Genomic DNA, 16,828 nt, shown 5'->3' with positions numbered 1-16,828 from the left:
GCTGGCGAGGGGAACCGGCGCTCAGTTCCTCGATGTGCGACCGGGGACCAGGAGGGGACCACACGTCGTGCGGGATGGTGGACGGCATGCCGTCGACTACCCGGCCTGATCTTGGGGACAGCGTGCGGGACGTGCGGGAACGCTTAGCGAAGCGTCCTGGGGGTCAAGGGGTCGTCGGTTCGAATCCGGCCGTCCCGACCGGTTGACCTGGGGAGATGGAGATCTTCCCAGGTAACGGCGGTAACATCCGGTAGCGAATGATCTTTGATGGCGGTAACCGTGCCGCGGGTTGAGGTCGTTCCCCTCGGCGTTCACCGGCTTTGGCCTGCGGCTCCGCGCCAATGCCGGATGGGCCGGCATGTTGCTTCCTTGATCTCATATCAAGTGCCTTAGGTGTCGGCAGCTGCCACGACGCCGGGTGAGTGGTGTAGAAGCTGGCCCTGTGCCTGCCGAGGTTTCCATCCAGGCAGTTCAAGCGGCATGTCCGTACTCATGGAGGATGCCACCGACCGGTTACGTCGGTGGATGTGCAAGGCGGGCGAGCGTCCGGGGCGATGATCGGTTCGGGCAGCGGAGCGAGTGGCCGGGCGTTGGCGCGGTCCGTCCCGGCGGCGACGGCAGAACTCGGCTCACCTATGCGGGATTACCCGCCGATATCAGCCATGTCGTTCCGCACTGGAGCCGGCCCTGCAGGTTGATGACGTGCGGGTCGTTGCCCGGGTCAGCCAGGATGTGCTTGTGAACGACGAGCGGGCCCCGTCGTGGTCACACAGCGATGTGGGGCAGGGTCGCCCTGCCCGCCTTGAGCTCTAGGTGGGAGCCGGTGAAGGCAGCCCGCATGCGCCGGTCGTGGGTGACGATGACGAGCGAACCCTCGTAATCGGTCAGAGCATTCTGCAAGTCGTCTATCAGGTCTGGGGACAGGTGGTTGGTGGGTTCGTCCAGGAGCAGCAGATCGGCCGGTTCGCTGACCATGCGGGCGAGTTCGAGCCTGCGACGCAGTCCGGGAGAGAGAGCTTTGACCGGCGAGGCGAGATGGGTGGCGCGGAGCAGTCCCAGCGCGAGCAGCGCATCGGCGTGTTCGGCTGGATCTCCCGGTCGCCCTGCCGCGAACGCTTCCAGGACCGTGCCTGCGTTGTACACCATGCCGTTCTGCTGACGCAGGTGACCCACGCGGGGAGCCTGGCGGACTGTGCCGGTGTCGGGGGCGAGTTCGCCGGCCAAGACGCGCAGGAGCGTGGTCTTGCCCGCTCCGTTGGGTCCGGTCACCAGCAGGCGTGCTCCCGGTTGGATTCGCAGTGACTCGACGTACAGGCGCTCGCCGACACGCACGTCCGTCAGTTCCACGAGAGGGCCGGCGGTGCCGATGTCGGCAACGGTGACGTGGGCGGTGAACCGCAAAGGCGGCGGAGGCGGCGGAACTCGGTTCAGATGGAGCCGTTTCAGCCGTGCACGAGCGCCGCGGATCCTGCTCATCGCCCCGTGCGCCCGTGATCTGGCGCGAAACGCGCCCGCCCCGCTGAAGGCGGCCGGGGCCTTGCGCGGGATGGCGGCCAGCCGTTTCGCATGAGAATCAGCCAGCCCTTCCTGGCGGATCAACTCGGCGCGCCACTCCTGGTGCTCTCTCGCCCAGCGTGCCTTGGCCGCCGCCTTGGCCTCCAGGAATCCGGTGTAGCCGTTGCCGTAACGGTGAACAGTGGACAGATCGTGGTCTACCTCCAGGATGGTGGAGGTGACCCGCTCCAGGAAAAGCCGGTCGTGAGTGACCGCGATCAAGGTACCCCGGTGATTTCGCAGGTGGCTCTCCAGCCAGGCGACGGCCTGGTCGTCGAGGTCATTGGTGGGTTCGTCGAGGAGCAGCACCTCGGGAGCTGCGGCCAGGGTCACGGCCAGCGCGAGCCGGGACCTCTGCCCGCCCGACAAGGTGCCGAGCAGGCGGTTGCGGTCCAGTCCGGGCAGGCCGAGTGCGTTCAGCATGATCTCGACCCGGGTGTCGGCCTGATATCCCTCGCGGGCTTCGAACCGGGCGACCAGTTCGCCGTAGAGGGCCAGCTCGACGGGCGTGGCCTCACCCAGGCCGAACTCGGCCTGCCGTATCCGGCGCTCCAGGTCGCGCAGGTCCGCCAGCGCGAGATCGACGGCGTCGCCGACGAGGGCCGTTCCGGGCAGGTCCAGGGTCTGGGCCAGATAGCCGACGCCACCGGGCGCCGCGACGGTGACGGAGCCGTTGTCGGGTCGGCTTCGTCCGGCGAGCAGGCGCAGCAGAGTGGATTTTCCGGACCCGTTGTCGCCGATCACACCGACCTTTTCGCCGGGCTTGACCGTGAGCGAGACCTCGTTCAGCACGATCCTGTCGTCATACCGCTTGGTGACGCCGGACAGGGCGAGTTGAGTGTCGGATGAGGGATGACCGATGCGCATAAGCGTCCTCCTGATGTCGGCGCGGTCGAGTGGACTGTCGCTGCCGGAGTTGGCGGTGCGGCGGTTCTGGTGCCGGAAAGGCCGGTGTTGACGCCGGTCCTTCGGTCAACTAGCGATTTCGGGGGCGGGCACGGCGTGCTCGGCAGCGCGACTGACCTGCTCCCAGGCAGCCCAGGTCTCCATCCGCCGCTGGCAGATGTCGAAGGCCAGGTCGTAGACCATGCTGCCGAGCAGCAGCCGCAGCGGCGGGTCTTCACTGTCGACCAGCTTCAGCAGCGCGTCGGCGGCCAGACGCGGCTCACTGTCGATCGAGCCCTCGGCCCAGTGCTTTTCCAGCTCGGCGCGCAACGGGCCGTATTCCGCCAAGGCTGCCGTCGTCGTCATGCTGGTGTACAGGTTGGTCCAGTAGCCGCCGGGCTGGACGATGCTGAGCTTGATACCGAACGGCGCGGCCTCCGCCGCCAGTGCCTCGCTCATGCCCTCCAGCGCGAACTTGCTCGCGCTGTACATGCCGGTGCTCGGGAAACCGCCCAGGGCGGCGATGCTGGAGACCTGCACGATGTGACCGGATGACTGGGCCCGCAGGTGCGGCAGGACGGCCTGGCAGACCCACATCGCCCCGAAGAGATTGACCTCCAGTTGGGCGCGCGCCTCGGCCTCGGTGAACTCCTCGACCATGCCCGAGGACATGGTCCCAGCATTGTTCACCACGATGTCGAGCCGACCGAAGTGCTCGACGGCGGCGTTCACGGCGGCGAACACCGCGTCGCGGTCGGTCACGTCCAGGGGAAGGGCAAGTAGCCGATCTCCGTACCGGTCGTCGAAGTCCCGCCGGGCGATGGTGCGGGCGGCGGCGGCCACTTGATCGCCGCGCTCCAGTGCGGCGAGAGCGAACGCACGGCCCAGGCCGCGGCTGGCTCCGGTGATGAACCAGGTGCGGGAGGAGGCGCTATCCGGGGTGTGCATATGCAGGACTCCGATCGGCTGCGTTGATTAGACGAGACGGTCCGTCTCGTAATAATGGCGACGGTATCAACTCCCCTTGCGCTGGGTCAAGACGGACCGTCTCGTCTAGTTAGCTTGTTAGGGTTGCGGTATGACGACACACCGCACGTCCCCCTCCAACGCGACCCGCCGGAACGAAGCCTCCCGGCGGGCCATCCTCGCCGCAGCCTTCGAGCTGGTGCAGGAGGTGGGATACGCCAAGCTGAGCATCGAGGGCATCGCAGCCCGGGCGGGTGTTGGCAAGCAAACGATCTACCGCTGGTGGCCCTCCAAGGGGGCGGTCCTCTTCGATTCCTTCCTCATGCTCAGCGAGCAACCAGACGGCGGAGGGAGTGCCCTGCCCGACACTGGTGATCTGGAGGCAGACCTGAAGGGGGTACTTCGAGCCACGATCGAGGAACTCAACGATCCGCGCTACGACGAGCCGATGCGCGCCCTGAACACAGAGATCACCCATGATTCGACACTCGCCGCTCTCTACGCCGAACGGCTGGACAGCCCGATGAGAGAACCGAAGAAACAACGACTGCGCAGCGCCCAGCGGGCTGGGCAGCTGGCCGAGGACCTCGACCTCGACGTGGCCGTCGACATGCTTTGGGGGCCCCTGCTCAACCGATGGCTCCAGCGCAGCAGAGCGCTCACCCCCGACTATGCCGACAGTATCGTCGAGACCGCTCTCAACGGGCTGCGCCCGCGTCGCTGAGGCTTGCGAAACATCCCTTGAGTTCCTCTGGACGCCAAGGTCAGGGGCCCCGCATCCGTGAGCGTGGGCGATCTGGTCGTCGTTTCAGGGTGTGCCGAACCAGCCGGAGAGCGCTTCGCGCAGCGCGGGCGCGGCGGTGTCGGCGGGTTCATCGAGGGTCGCGGCCCAGGCGATGTGGCCGTCCGGCCGGATCAGGAGCGCGTCGGCCGGTCGATCGTCGGTCTTGGCGGTGTGGAGGTCGACGCGATGCCGCCAGTCCCGGGCGGCCTCGCGCAGGTCCGGCCGGTCGGCGAGGTCGAGGAGGGCGGGCCGCGCACCAGGCATGAGCTCCGCGAGGCTGGTGACGCCCTGGTCGGTGTGCAGGGTGAGGTCGGGGGCGAAGGTGCCGGCCAGCGGGTGGTGGCCGGCGCCGGGCATCGGGTAACGGATGTCGGTACCGGATACCAGCGCTCCCATGCGACGCAGCGGCTGCTCGTCGGTGAGCAGCTCGGAGAAGACCTCCCGCAGTGCTTCGGCGGCCGCGTCGTGCCCGCGCCGGAGTGCCACCTGGGCGCGGGTGTGCAGCATGGTTCGGGCGGCGGCCTGGCTGCGTTCGCCGTGGTAGGTGTCCAGCAGGCCGGGCGGCGCCCAGCCGTGCAGGTCGGCGGCCAGCTTCCAGGCCAGGTTGACCGCGTCCAGCATGCCGGCGTTGAGGGCTACCCCGGTGGCCGGGAACAGATGCGCCGCATCCCCGGCCAGCAGGGTCCGCCCGGCCCGGTAGCGCTCGGCTTGGCGGGCCTTGAAGGTGAAGCGCGACAGCCGAAGCGCCTCGGCGACCGGCAGGTGCGCGCCGAGCACGCGGCGGACGCTGTCCTGCAGTTCGGTGACGGTCATCGAGACGTCGTCGTCGTATTCGGTGTTCTCGTCTTCGATGGTGTAGACCGAGACGACCTTGGAGTCGGGCGATGAGCCGACGCCGAGCAGGCCGTGGTCCGTGCGGGTGAAACCGGCGCGGATGGTGCCGAAGCCGGGCACGTCGAGATCGCCGTTGCCGAGCACGGTCACCGTGTCGGGCAGGGTGACCTGGGCCAGCCGGTTGACCTCCGGATAGGTGGTGCCGGGGAAGCCAATGCCAGCCCAGTCGCGGATGCGGCTGCGCGCGCCGTCGCAGCCCACCAGGTAGCGGGCGTTGATCCGGTACGGCCCGTCCGGGCCCCGCACCTCCACGGTCACCGCGGCCTCGTCCTGGCTTACCCCGATCACCTCGTGCCCACGTTGGACGTCGACACCGAGTTCGCCGGTGCGTTCATCGAGCAGCCGCTCCAGCAGCGGTTGCGGCAGCGGCAGGGCGTGCAGCGGGGGATCCGGCAGATGGGTGAAGTCCAGGTGCACGCCGCCGAACGGGAACCGGGGGGCGAGGCCGGGGCCGGGGCAGGCGGCTTCGAAGCGTTCCAGTAAGCCCCGGTAGCGCAGCAGCTCCAGGATTTGCCCGCCGAGACCACCGGCCTTGGGGGTGTCCCGGCGCTGCGGCTGCCGCTCCAGCAGCAGCGGTCGCACACCGGCCAGACGCAGCTCAGCGGCTAGCATCAGCCCGGTCGGACCGGCGCCCACAATGACCACGTCGGCGTTCATCACTGGCGACTCCGCTCGTAAGCTTCCGTCGCATCCCCGCGTGCCCCGCACGCGGTCAACAGCACACGCACTTCGCTACTCCCCATTTCCGTGGATTCTGGCCTCGGTTGACGATTCCTCACCCAGCGGCGCGTTGCCGGGTGAGATCATGATGATTCATCTCGATCGATCTTTGATCGTGTCGTCCCGCCGTGTGCGCGAGGATGGCGGCGACCAGTTCCTCGTGCGCCTCCGGCGGCAGCATGTGGCTTATGCCGGCCACGATCATCAGCCGCGCTCCCGGGATCTGCTCGGGATGATCGTGCCGTGCCCCGGCTTGACCGGCTCGTGGCCGCCCTCGATGACCAGCGTGGGCGCCTTCACCTGGTGCAGCACCCCTACCGGCTCGAAGTCGGGCTTGGCCGCTGCGGCCATCCGGTGGTCGGCCGTCGCCGACAGGTTGCGGGCCGTCGGCGCACGGCCTTCTTCAACTCCTGGGCGTGGTCCTCATCGCGGCCCGCTCCTCGGCCGCGAATCCTTCGTGCTCACTGTTTTCGGTGCTGCTCATGGCAGATCACTCCTTGCGGATTTGATGAGGCGCATTCCTGGGCCCGCGGGTGGCGACATGCCACCACACTCCTCCATCGGCACGCACCGTGCCGATCGGGGCTCAATGTCGCACGCGGCCCGCTACATTGTCAACGGCACGCCGTGTGCCGATAGGATCGCGGCATGACCGACACGCCTGCCACGCCACGGCGCCGAGGCGCTGCGCGCACTGAAGAACTGCTGCGAGTGACCCTCGATCTGGCCGCGGAGGTCGGTTACGCGGGACTGAGCATCGAGGCGGTCGCCAGGCGGGCCGGGGTCGGAAAGCACACGATCTACCGGCGTTGGCCGTCCATCGCGGCGCTGCTGCTCGACGCGCTCAGCCTCGTGTGGACCAGCGATCTGGACTACCGCAACGCCGGGGACGTCCGTGCGGATTTGCGCGAACAGTTCCTACGCTCAAGCCTGGCCCTATCCAGCCCGCCGATCGGCCCCGTCTACCGCGGAGTCATCGCCGAGGCGCAGGCCGATTCCACGCTACGGGCGACCCTGCACGAACGGTTCCTGGCCACCGTCGAGCAGAGCACCCTCGACCGGATCACCCGCGCTCAGCGCACCGGTGAACTCGCCCCAGGAGCGGACCTGGAATTCGCCGCCGAGGTGCTATGCGGCACTCTCTACTACCGCTGGCTGCTGTCAACCCGCCCCATCGACGAGAACGCGGTCGACGGACTGCTGGACATGTTCATGGCCGCGTACGGCACATCAACTCGTTGCAGTGACCATGAGCGTTGTTGACGGCGTGGCCGCTACCGGCCATGGGCGCAGCAACTCGCCACCGAACTCCTCGGCCGCGACAGCCGCAACCTGCCAGGCGTACGTGAGTTCGCCAGCCGAATCGGGTTGATCTAACCCTCTGCTTCCTATCGCGGCTGCTGCTCCTGCGCGTGGGTAGGTTCCGGTCAGGCGGCGACTGTCATGTCGGGACAGTGCACCCCTATAGACCCCTATTGATGCGTAAGGATGTCGTCGCGGAGCGTTATCGTCTGACGATGTCGCCGCCCCCCGACGGCAAGATCGTCTGACGGAGAGGATCGCCATGTCGCTGCCCACCAACCCTCCGGCGCTGAGCGTGGTGATGCCGACCTACCAGGATCCGCAGTGCCTCGCGCTGACCCTCAGGGCGCTGACCCGGCAGACGCTGCCGCCGGAACGCTTCGAGGTGATCGTGGTCCGGGACGGTGGCTCGTCCGACGGGTACGCCGAGGCGCTCGCCGAGGGTGCCGGTCTCCGCCTGCGCGTGCTGGAACTCGCCGAGCGCAAGGGCCGCTCCGTCGCCCGCAACGAGGGGGCGCGCCGTGCCTGCGCACCTCTGCTGGTCTTCCTCGACGCCGACTCGTGGGCGGTGCCCGACCTGCTGGAGCGGCACCTCGCCTGGCACAGCGTGCCCGGCAACGCGGCGGTGCTGATCGGCCGGCGGGACGAGATCGGCCTCGCTGACCTGCCGGCAGTGCTGGCCGGGGAGTCGCACGCGGTCGCACGCGCCTTCCCGCACGGCGGCGACCTGCGGTTCGCCACGGGGCTTCCCGACGACGGGGGCGAGTGGCTCCGGGCCGGCTGGGTCATCGCCTACACGCACAACATCTCGCTGACCAGCGCTCACTTCGCGCAGGTCGGTGGTTACCGCGAGGCGTTCGGTCTGAGCTACGGCGTGGAGGACGTCGAGTTGTTCTACCGCGTCGACCGCAGCCTCCCCGACGGCGTCAACTTCGGCTACGACGACGACGCCCGGGTCGTCCACCTGCCGCACCACAAGAACATCACCCGCAACTGGATGGAGATGAAGGCCAACTTCCAGCAGGCGGCCCGGCTCTATCCGTGCCTGGAGTGGGAGTTCCTTACCGCCGTCATGGGGTACGAGGCGATCCGGCGCATCCTGCACTATCGCGCGCTCATCGACGAGTGCGTCGAGCGGTCGGCCTGCGCCATCGGGCCCGCCGCCGCGCGCCTCGCCGGCCAGGTGCGGGGGCACCGCACGCTCTGGATCGGCACCGGCCGCGCCGATTCCGGGTTGCCCACCTCGGCGTTGACCTTCGACTACGCCGCACCCATCGGGCGGACCAACTTCCACCTGCTCGGCGTCGCCCCGCCCATGCCGCCGGGCAGCCTGGACGCGGTGATCAGCGTGGACTTCTGGCGGTACCTGCTGTGGCCGGAACTCTGCCAGTTCATCTCGGCCTCGCTGCTGCTGGCCGGCGAGGTCCACCTGGTCGCCACCGCCGACTCGACGCCGGGGATGTGCGCCGCCGACCCGCAGACGCTGGACTACCTGCGCCAGGCGCAGGCCGCGGCCTGCGCGGCCGAGCTGCGCGCGGTCGAGGGGCTCGGCCACGTACTGATCCTGCGGCCCCTCCGACCCGCGCCCGGCGCCGCGCGCCGGGTACCCGCTCAGACCGCCGCCAGAGCGCGACCCGCTGCCCTGGTGCCGGGGCGCTCCACGACGCGGGGATAGCAGATCGACGGTGCGGCCAGGCCCGACAACGCTGTCGGGCCTGGCCCAGCCGCGCCCGGATCCGGCGCAAAAGACGGAAAGGCGAGTACCATGCGCGTACTGCTGTCGACTCTCGGGTCGCGCGGCGATGTCCAACCACTGGTGGCGCTCGCGTCGCGGTTGACGGCCCTCGGCCACCAGGTCCGCCTCTGCGCCCCGCCCGACTTCGCCCGCTGGGTGGCCAGCTTCAGGATTCCCTTCGTGCCCGTCGGCCCGCCCTGGCGCAGGTCGGCGGCGCCCAGGTCGCGGGCCGCCGTGCCAAAACCCTCGCCCGCGCAGGTACGCAAGCTCGCCGAGTCCTCCATCGGCATCCAGTTCGAGGTGCTGTCGGCCGCAGCCCGGGACTGTGACGTCCTCGTCGCGTCGACGGGCCTCCAGATCGCCGCCCGCACCGTGGCGGAGAAGCGCGGCATCCCGTACATCTTCGCGGCGCTCTGCCCGGCGGCCCTTCCCTCACCCCACCACCCCCCGCTGCCGCTGCCGGTGTTCGGGGAGGTCCCGGCGCCCGCGTCGGCCGACAACAGCGACCTGTGGGCCGCCAACCTGCGGCACGTCAACGACACCTTCGCCGCGCCCCTCAACGCGCTGCGGTCGGCGGTGGGGTTGGGCACGGTCGACGACGTCAGCGACCACATCCACACCGACCGGCCGTGGCTGGCCACCGACCCGACCCTGGCACCCTGGCCGGACGTCGCCGATCCGGCCGTCTACCAACCGGGCGCCTGGCTCCTGCCCGACAAGCGGGCCCTGCCCGCCGAGCTGACGGCCTTCCTGGACGCCGGCGGGCCGTGCGTCTACGTCGGATTCGGCAGCGTCGCCGCACCCCCGGGTCTGCTGGAGACGGCCGTGCGGGCCGTGCGCGCGGTCGGTTGCCGGCTGGTCGTCTCCCGGGGCTGGGCGCCGCTCTCGCCGGTCGACCGGTCCCCCGACTGCCTGGTGGTCGGCGAAGTGAACCAGCAGGACCTGTTCCGGGAGGTGGCCGTGGTGGTCCACCATGGCGGCGCGGGCACCACGACCACGGCCGCGCGGGCCGGGACGCCGCAGGTCGTCGTACCGCAGGTGTACGACCAGCACTACTTCGCGCGCCGGGTGTCCGCGCTCGGCATCGGCACCGCACACCCCGGCTCCGTGCCGACCGTCGAGTCGCTGACCGAGGCTCTGGGCGCCGCGCTGCGGCCGGAGGTGGCCGCCCGCGCCCGCGAGTTCGCCGGCGTCGTACGCACCGACGCGGCGCAGGTCGCCGCGGAGCGGTTGGTCGTCGCACCGGGAGCCTGAGCGGGCAGCCCCGCCCCCCTGGCTCACGACCGGGCGGGGCCCGGCCACGGACCCAGGCGACCGGTGCCGTGCCGTGCCGAGCGGGCGGGTCGACGCTGGATGCCCGACCCCCGTCACCGGCCCGCGCAGCCGCAGCGGCGTCAGGCCCGGCGCAGCGTCCGCAGTGTGCCGGCCCAGGCGACCACCTCGTCGAGCATGGTGCCGAGGGCCTGCTCGTGGTGCGCGGCCGGCCGGAAGTCGCGGAAGTTGACGAAGTCGGTCGTCAGAGAGAGCGCGACCTGGGAGCGGACGTCGGCGACGCCGAGCTGCCCGAGCACCAGCCGCAGGTGCTCCGCCGCCCGGGTGCCGCCGTGCACGCCGTAGCTGACGAGGCCGGCGGCGGCGTGCTGCCACTCCTGGTAGAGGAAGTCGAGGGAATCCTTCAGTGCGCCCGGGATGGAGTGGTTGTACTCCGGCGTGACGAAGACGAAGCCGTCGAACCCGGCCACGGTCGTCGCCCAGCGGCGTACGGCGGGGCGTCGCGACGGCGCCATCGACGGTGGCAGCACCTCGTCGAAGTGTGGCAGGGCGTAGTCGGCGATGTCGACCAGCTCGACAGTGGCGTCGCCCCGCTTGGCGGCGACGTCGCGCACCCAGCGGGCCACGGCGTCGGCCTTGCGGCCGGGTCGCGTGCTGCCGACGATGACACCGATCCTGACCATGCTGCTCTCCTCTACGCGATGGGGGTGGGGCGCGCGGGAGCCGGCGTGCCGGTCAGGTCACGAGCCAGCTCCACCGCGCCGTGCAGGGACGACAGCCCGCCGAGGGCGGCGGGACGCACCGGTGGCGCCGGACGGCCGGGCCGGCCGGCGCGGCGTGCCCGTTCCGCGACGAGCGGCACGAAGCCGGGCAGGCCGGCGGCGAACCCGCCGCCCACGATCGCCAGCGCCGGATCGAGGATCTCGCCGAGGCTCACCACCGCCGCCGCCAGCGCCCGGCAGCTCTCCTCGACCGCCGCCACCGCCCAGGGCTCGCGCCCGTCGAGTCCGGCCCGCAGGTCATCGAAGCCCACCTCGCCGCCCCGGCGGGCGGCAGCACGGCGCAGGGTGGCGGGGCCGGACGCGATGGACTGGAGGCAGCCATGCCGGTCGCAGTCGCAGCGCTCGCCATCGAGAGCGACGACCACGTGACCGATCTCGGCGGAGGACCGGCCCGGCACCGGCCGGCCGGCCAGTACGACGCCACCGCCGATCCCGGTGCCGACGCCCAGGTAGACCACGTCGTCCGCGCCGGCGCAGCGCGCCTCTGCAAGGGCGGCGAGATCACCATCGTCGGCGACGGCGGTTGCCGCGTCGGGAAAGAGGCGGCGCAGCGCGCCGGTGAGGTCGAGGCCCACCCAGCCGGGGCGCCCAGGCCAGGTGGTGACGGTGCCACCGGTGTCAGTGGTCGCCGGCATGGCCACCCCGACCGCGTCCACCGGTCCCCACCGGTCGCGCAGCCGGTCCACCTCGACGGCCAGCACCGTCAGGTCGGCGGCCGGGTCGGCAGTCCGGGGCCAGCGGAAGGTGCGGTCGTACGCCGGCTGCCCGGGCGCCTCCGCGCGCAACGCGACCTTGGTGCCGCCGACGTCGATGCCGAGGACGCCGCCGTGGCGCTGCGGACCGGACACGGCCGGCCTCAGCCCAGCCGCACGTGCAGGTAGACGAGCGCGAGGGCGGCCACGGCAAAGATCACCGGCGTCAGGATCGTCGCGGCCGGGTCCTTGGCCCGGGAGTGGTAGACGACCGCGCCCGCCATCTGCAGGGCGAGACCGATCGCCGCGGCGATGCCCAGGGGCGGCCAGAGCAGGCCGAGCAGCAGCCCGGCGACCGCGGCGAGTTCCAGCACCCCCAGCGCGCGTGTCAGCCCCGGCGAGACGCCGAGGTGGTCCATCCGCTCGCGCATCTGTGCCTGCCCGGTGAGCTTCGGCACGGCGGTGCCCACGAACACGGCGGCGAGGACGAGGGTCAGGACGAGGACGGAGATCTCCACGTGAGGTCCTTCGGGAAGAGTCGGGACGTGCGGACGACCGCGCTGCCGGCACGCCGGCGCCCACGGCACTGGACGGCGGGGTGCCCGGTCGTCATCGGACGGTCGCGGTGAGGGCGCGCGCGGCCAGCCGGTAGCCCAGCGCTCCGAGCCCGACGATCACCCCGCTGGCCAGCGGGGCGATCACCGAGTCGTGCCGGAAGCTCTCCCGCGCCCACACGTTGGACAGATGCACCTCGACGAAGGGCCGGGGGTAGTTGGCCAGCGCGTCGCGCAGGCTCCAGCCCGCGATCATCAGGGCGCCCGGGTTGACGATCGCGCCCACCGTGTCGTAGCTGTTCTGGATCGTGCGGATCAGCGCACCCTCGCAGTCGTGCTGCTCGGCGACCACACCCCAGCCCCGGGTGGCGACCTCCTCGCCGACGGCGCGTTGGATGTCGTCCAGGGTGTCGGTGCCGTAGATCTCCGGTTCCCGCCGGCCGAGAATGCCCAGGTTCGGGCCGTTCAGCAGCAGTACGTCCGACACGCTTCACCTCGTGGGGCACGGCCCTGGTCCCGCAGAGCCTGATGACTGGTCACCGCAGTCTTACTACGCCAACGGCTCCCGGCGAACCGGCGGCGCCCGAGGCGCGGGTGGACTAAGGGGTGGCTAGGGGCTGTTAGGGGCGGTGACCGCGTATCCGCGTCGGTTACCGTCCTCCCTGCTGAGCGACGCCGCCGGCTCCGGACGGAGGCGTCACGTACCGCGCGGCCATCCGGTGCTCCGCTGTGCCCGGACCGCGTACCGGCGGTCTCGGGTCGTCCCGCCCGATGGTCAGTCGAAGCCCCTGGTCTGCCCGAGTTGGGAAGTGGGAAGTCATGAGTGGTCAGCCCTCGACGGTGTCCGAGTTCCCCGAGTGGCCGCAGTACGGCGACGAGGAGCGAACCGGACTGATCCGCGCCCTCGAACAGGGTCAGTGGTGGCGGATGGGCGGCAGTGAGGTCGACTCCTTCGAGCGGGAGTTCGGTGACTACCACGGCAGCCCCCACGCGCTCGCCGTCACCAACGGCACCCACGCGCTGGAAGTCGCGCTGGAGGTGCTCGGCGTCGGCCCCGGTACGGAGGTGATCGTCCCGGCCTTCACGTTCATCTCGTCCTCGCTGGCCGCGCAGCGTCTCGGCGCGGTCGCCGTGCCGGTCGACGTCGACCTGGACACCTACTGCGTCGACCCCGCCGCCGTCGAGGCCGCGATCACCCCCCGTACCAAGGTGATCATGCCGGTGCACATGGCCGGGCAGTTCGCCGACATGGACGCGCTCGACAAGCTCGCCGCCGACGCCGGGGTGGCTCTGCTGCAGGACGCGGCACACGCCCACGGCGCGCAGTGGCGGGGCCGGCGGGCCGGCGCGCTCGGCTCGGTGGCCGCCTTCAGCTTCCAGAACGGCAAGCTCATGACCGCCGGCGAGGGCGGAGCGGTCGTCTTCCCCGACGAGGAACTGCGCGAGCGGGCATTCCTCGTGCACAGCTGCGGCCGGCCCCGCACCGACCGCGAATACCTGCACAGCACCACCGGCTCGAACTACCGGATGAGCGAGTTCACCGCCGCTGTGCTACGCGCCCAGCTGACCCGCCTCGACGAGCAGATCGCGCTGCGCGAGCAGCGCTGGCCGCTGCTGTCGAGCCTGCTCGCCGAGATCCCGGGCGTCGTCCCGCAGGCGACCGACCCCCGCACCGACCGCAACCCGCACTACATGGCGATGTTCCGGATCCCCGGGATCGGCATCGAGCGCCGCCGTGCCGTGGTGGACGCGCTCATCGCCCGGGGCGTCCCGGCGTTCGTGGCGTTCCGGGCGATCTACCGGTGCGAGGGCTTCTGGATGGCCGGCGCGTCCGACGAGTCGGTAGAGGCGATCGCGGCCCGCTGCCCCAACACCGAGCAGATTCACTCCGACTGCGTCTGGCTGCACCACCGCACTCTGCTCGGCACGGAGCAGCAGATGCACGAGATCGCCGCCGTGCTCGCCGACGTCCTCGCCGGATGACGGCCCGGCCCCCGGCCGCGGCCGGCCGGCCGGTGCGGGTCGCGGTGGTCGGCCTCGGCTGGGCCGGGCGGGAGATCTGGCTGCCCCGGCTCGCCGCACACCCCGGCTTCGAGGTGGTCGCCGTGGTCGACCCGCAGCCCGTGGTGCGCGATCAGGCCCGCGACACCCACGCCGTCGCGTCCGCGTACGCCGACGTCGAGGACCTGCCCGCCGGAACGGTCGACCTGGCGGTGGTCGCCGTACCGAACCACCTGCACGCGGTCGTCGCCGTCCGGCTGCTGCGCCGGGGCGTACCGGTGTTCCTGGAGAAGCCGGTCTGCCTGACCTCCGCCGAGGCGGGCATCCTGGCCGACGCGGAGCGCGACGGCGGCGCGGTGCTGCTGGCCGGCAGCGCCGCCCGTTACCGGGCCGACATCCGGGCGCTGGCCGACGTGGCCGGCGGGCTGGGCCCGATCCGGCACGTCGATGTGGCCTGGGTTCGCGCCCGAGGGGTGCCCGACGCGGGCGGCTGGTTCACCCGCCGCGACCAGTCCGGCGGGGGTGCGCTGGTGGACCTCGGCTGGCACCTGCTCGACACGGTTCTGCCGCTGCTCGGCCCGGCCCGGGTCACTCACGCGATCGGCAGCGTCTCGGACGACTTCGTCAACGACAGCGCCGCCCACGCCGCCTGGCGCGGCGGGGCCGACACCGCAGGCCACGTTCCCGGCGACGTCGAGGACACCGCCCGGGGATTCCTGCTCACCGACACCGGCGCCTCCGTCGCCCTGCACGCCTGCTGGGCCTCGCACGAGTCGCTGGACCGCACCACCGTCACCGTGCACGGCGCCGCGGGGTCGGCGACGCTGCGCTGCACGTTCGGCTTCAGTCCCAACCGGGAGCCCACGCCGGTGCTGACGCGTACCCGCGACGGCCGGACCGCGCGGCTGCCGCTGCCCGGGGAGCCGATCGGCGCGGAGTACGACCACCAGCTCGACGCCCTGCCCGGGCTGCTCGCCGACCCGGCCGTCCGGGGCGCGGCCGTCGCCGAGGCCCGCCGGACCATCGACATCATCGAACGGATCTACCAGTGCGCCCGGCCCACCCGGCCGGAGCGCCAGCACGCACTGGTGGGCCATCGCGCCGGGTGAGAACCACCGTCGGCCCCAACCCCTTCCGGGAGCAGCCATGAGCCGTCCATCGTCCACAGTCGAGGTGACCCCGCCGTCGCCGGCGCGCGGCCCGATCCGCGCGGTCGTGTTCGACCTCGACGGCGTCATCGTCGACAGTTCGGCCGTCATGCGTGAGGCGTTCAGCATCGCGTACGCCGAGGTGGTGGGCGACGGGCCGGCACCGTTCGAGGAGTACAACCGGCACATGGGCCGGTACTTCCCGGACATCATGCGCCTGATGGGGCTGCCCCTGGAGATGGAGGAGCCGTTCGTCCGCGAGAGTTACCGGATGGCCCACCTCGTGCCGCTCTTCCCCGGCGTCCGGGAGACCCTGGAGACCCTGCACTCGCGTGGCATCCGAATGGGGATCGCCACCGGCAAGGCCGGCCCGCGGGCCCGCTCCCTGCTCGACCAGCTCGGCGTGCTGGGCCTCTTCGGCCAGGTGATCGGCTCCGACGAGGTGGCCCGTCCCAAGCCTGCCCCGGACATCGTGCTCCAGGCACTGGGCAACCTCGACGTGCCGCCGCACGAGGCCATGATGGTGGGCGACGCGGTGATCGACCTGCTCAGCGGCCGGGACGCCGGGGCGACGGCCGTCGCCACGACGTGGCACGGCGGGGACATCGCGGCGCTGCTCGCCGCCGGCCCCGACCTGGTCGTGCACGCCCCGGCGGAGTTGCTGGCGCACTGCCCGGCGGCCCTCGTCCACTGACCCGGACCGGAGCGCGCCGGGCTGCTCGCGCGGGCCGCACGGCGCGCTGCCGCCGAGCCTGCCGGCAAGCGGCGCTCAGCGTGTGTCGCTGACCGCCTCGGGGCCGGCTTCCAGGAAGCGCAGCATGCCGGTGGCCAGGATCTCGGCGACGGGGGCCGGGACCAGATCGGTACGGATGGTGACCCGCAGGAGGACACTCTCATCGCCGGGCAGTACCTCGGCGACGCAGGCACCGGACCACTCCCGGGCGTACGGTTCGACGACCTCCTCGGTCCGGCAGCCGGGCAGGTCCAGCGGGAGGACGAGGTTGTCCTGGTAGGCGAACGAGGGCAGGCTGTTGATCACCTCGCGGGGCAGGTCGAGGACCGGGTCGTCGGTGACCATCTCCAGGAAGGAGACGTCCTGGGCGGCCATCAGGTCGTCCGCGGCCTGCTGGAGGCCCCGCATCAGGTGTTTCTCCGGGCCGCCGAACCGGACCCGGAGACAGTTGCTGCTGATCCTGCTCGTGAAGGCGGAGTCGAGGACGCGGCTGCCGCGCTGGGCGACGATCATCAGCAGGGCGATGTCGTCCTGCCCGTGGATGGCGCGTAGCGCCGAGGCGTAGGCGGCGGCGAAGTAGGTGGAACGGCTGAAGCGGTGTTCGACGGCGGCTCGGTCCCAGCGCCGCACCAGCTCGGGCGGGACGGCGACGATGTGCCCGGTCTTGGGGCCCCAGGTCGGGGTCTGTTCCAGGATCTCCTGCGGCCGGCCCGTGCCTTGGCGGGGCAGGTCGCGTAGTTGTTCGCGCCAGTAGGTTCGTTGGGTTTGCAGGTCGGCGGCGTCGCGTAGGCGGGTGTATTCGTCGT

Annotated in this window: 16 protein-coding genes, 1 tRNA gene and 1 pseudogene; 8 read left to right on the top strand and 10 right to left on the bottom strand. The window is 71.3% G+C overall.

Going from position 1 to position 16,828, the window contains the following annotated elements; translation table 11 throughout:
• The first annotated feature begins 125 nt into the window (after positions 1-125).
• Positions 126-198, top strand: a tRNA-OTHER gene (locus IF06_RS33715).
• A 567-nt stretch (positions 199-765) separates the two neighbouring features.
• Here the strand turns inward: IF06_RS33715 and abc-f are convergent.
• Entirely contained in the window at positions 766-2,421 is a 1,656-nt protein-coding gene (gene abc-f / locus IF06_RS0126995) for a ribosomal protection-like ABC-F family protein (RefSeq protein ID WP_030274352.1), read from the bottom strand.
• Positions 2,422-2,526: 105 nt separating this feature from the next.
• Positions 2,527-3,387 carry an SDR family oxidoreductase gene (locus tag IF06_RS0126990; protein WP_030274350.1) on the bottom strand — a complete coding sequence of 287 codons (861 nt, stop codon included), beginning with the start codon at positions 3,385-3,387 and terminating at the stop codon, positions 2,527-2,529.
• A 130-nt stretch (positions 3,388-3,517) separates the two neighbouring features.
• On the opposite strand from IF06_RS0126990, the gene IF06_RS0126985 reads away from it, so the two are divergent.
• Entirely contained in the window at positions 3,518-4,129 is a 612-nt protein-coding gene (locus IF06_RS0126985) for a TetR/AcrR family transcriptional regulator (protein WP_030274348.1), read from the top strand.
• A gap of 84 nt (positions 4,130-4,213) precedes the next feature.
• Here IF06_RS0126985 and IF06_RS0126980 read toward each other — a convergent pair whose 3' ends face one another.
• The 3 genes from IF06_RS0126980 to IF06_RS34040 all read right to left on the bottom strand — a co-directional run bounded on the left by IF06_RS0126980 (position 4,214) and on the right by IF06_RS34040 (position 6,154).
• On the bottom strand, positions 4,214-5,791 hold the full coding sequence (locus IF06_RS0126980; RefSeq protein WP_232236777.1) for an FAD-dependent monooxygenase: 1,578 nt from the start codon (positions 5,789-5,791) through the stop codon (positions 4,214-4,216).
• A gap of 67 nt (positions 5,792-5,858) precedes the next feature.
• Positions 5,859-6,008: a hypothetical protein gene (locus tag IF06_RS34045; RefSeq protein WP_176921683.1), complete on the bottom strand. Its 150-nt coding sequence runs from the start codon at positions 6,006-6,008 to the stop codon at positions 5,859-5,861.
• Positions 6,008-6,154 carry a hypothetical protein gene (locus IF06_RS34040; RefSeq protein WP_176921682.1) on the bottom strand — a complete coding sequence of 49 codons (147 nt, stop codon included), beginning with the start codon at positions 6,152-6,154 and terminating at the stop codon, positions 6,008-6,010. The genes IF06_RS34045 and IF06_RS34040 overlap by 1 nt, the downstream gene beginning before the upstream one ends.
• Before the next feature lie 297 nt (positions 6,155-6,451).
• Between IF06_RS34040 and IF06_RS0126965 the strand changes: the two genes are divergently transcribed.
• From IF06_RS0126965 to IF06_RS0126955, 3 genes are all read left to right on the top strand, one after another.
• The gene (locus IF06_RS0126965) at positions 6,452-7,066 is read left to right on the top strand and encodes a TetR/AcrR family transcriptional regulator (RefSeq protein ID WP_030274343.1); all 615 of its coding nucleotides are present in this window, start codon (positions 6,452-6,454) and stop codon (positions 7,064-7,066) included.
• A gap of 301 nt (positions 7,067-7,367) precedes the next feature.
• Positions 7,368-8,780, top strand: coding sequence for a glycosyltransferase family 2 protein (locus tag IF06_RS0126960; protein WP_030274341.1), 1,413 nt, complete (start codon positions 7,368-7,370; stop codon positions 8,778-8,780).
• Positions 8,781-8,870: 90 nt separating this feature from the next.
• Positions 8,871-10,094 carry a glycosyltransferase gene (locus tag IF06_RS0126955; protein ID WP_030274339.1) on the top strand — a complete coding sequence of 408 codons (1,224 nt, stop codon included), beginning with the start codon at positions 8,871-8,873 and terminating at the stop codon, positions 10,092-10,094.
• A gap of 140 nt (positions 10,095-10,234) precedes the next feature.
• On the opposite strand, the gene IF06_RS0126950 is transcribed toward IF06_RS0126955, so the two are convergent.
• The 4 genes from IF06_RS0126950 to IF06_RS0126935 all read right to left on the bottom strand — a co-directional run bounded on the left by IF06_RS0126950 (position 10,235) and on the right by IF06_RS0126935 (position 12,627).
• Positions 10,235-10,795 (bottom strand): NADPH-dependent FMN reductase, encoded by a 561-nt coding sequence (locus IF06_RS0126950; RefSeq protein WP_013285613.1) that lies wholly within the window; start codon positions 10,793-10,795, stop codon positions 10,235-10,237.
• An 11-nt stretch (positions 10,796-10,806) separates the two neighbouring features.
• Entirely contained in the window at positions 10,807-11,742 is a 936-nt protein-coding gene (locus IF06_RS0126945; RefSeq protein ID WP_013477294.1) for an ROK family protein, read from the bottom strand.
• Between the two features lie 8 nt (positions 11,743-11,750).
• Positions 11,751-12,104, bottom strand: coding sequence for a DoxX family protein (locus IF06_RS0126940; protein WP_013285615.1), 354 nt, complete (start codon positions 12,102-12,104; stop codon positions 11,751-11,753).
• 91 nt (positions 12,105-12,195) lie between these two features.
• The gene (locus tag IF06_RS0126935; RefSeq protein WP_013285616.1) at positions 12,196-12,627 is read right to left on the bottom strand and encodes a type II 3-dehydroquinate dehydratase; all 432 of its coding nucleotides are present in this window, start codon (positions 12,625-12,627) and stop codon (positions 12,196-12,198) included.
• Between the two features lie 332 nt (positions 12,628-12,959).
• On the opposite strand from IF06_RS0126935, the gene IF06_RS0126930 reads away from it, so the two are divergent.
• Genes IF06_RS0126930 through IF06_RS0126920 form a run of 3 tightly spaced genes read left to right on the top strand, consistent with a single transcriptional unit; the run spans position 12,960 to position 15,983 of the window.
• Positions 12,960-14,123, top strand: a complete 1,164-nt coding sequence (locus tag IF06_RS0126930; protein WP_030274336.1) for a DegT/DnrJ/EryC1/StrS family aminotransferase — start codon at positions 12,960-12,962, stop codon at positions 14,121-14,123.
• Complete coding sequence (locus tag IF06_RS0126925; protein ID WP_030274335.1) at positions 14,120-15,250, top strand: Gfo/Idh/MocA family protein; 1,131 nt, start codon at positions 14,120-14,122, stop codon at positions 15,248-15,250. The genes IF06_RS0126930 and IF06_RS0126925 overlap by 4 nt, the downstream gene beginning before the upstream one ends.
• Before the next feature lie 37 nt (positions 15,251-15,287).
• Positions 15,288-15,983 carry an HAD-IA family hydrolase gene (locus IF06_RS0126920; RefSeq protein WP_013477291.1) on the top strand — a complete coding sequence of 232 codons (696 nt, stop codon included), beginning with the start codon at positions 15,288-15,290 and terminating at the stop codon, positions 15,981-15,983.
• 75 nt (positions 15,984-16,058) lie between these two features.
• Here the strand turns inward: IF06_RS0126920 and IF06_RS0126915 are convergent.
• Positions 16,059-16,828 (bottom strand): annotated as a pseudogene (locus IF06_RS0126915) (non-ribosomal peptide synthetase); the annotation flags it as partial.

The sequence above is a fragment of the Micromonospora globosa genome, assembly GCF_000717585.1.
In the GTDB taxonomy this organism is placed as follows: domain Bacteria; phylum Actinomycetota; class Actinomycetes; order Mycobacteriales; family Micromonosporaceae; genus Micromonospora; species Micromonospora aurantiaca.
The sequence above is the reverse complement of the archived record's forward strand: the minus strand, read 5'-3'. Positions and strand labels throughout refer to the sequence as shown.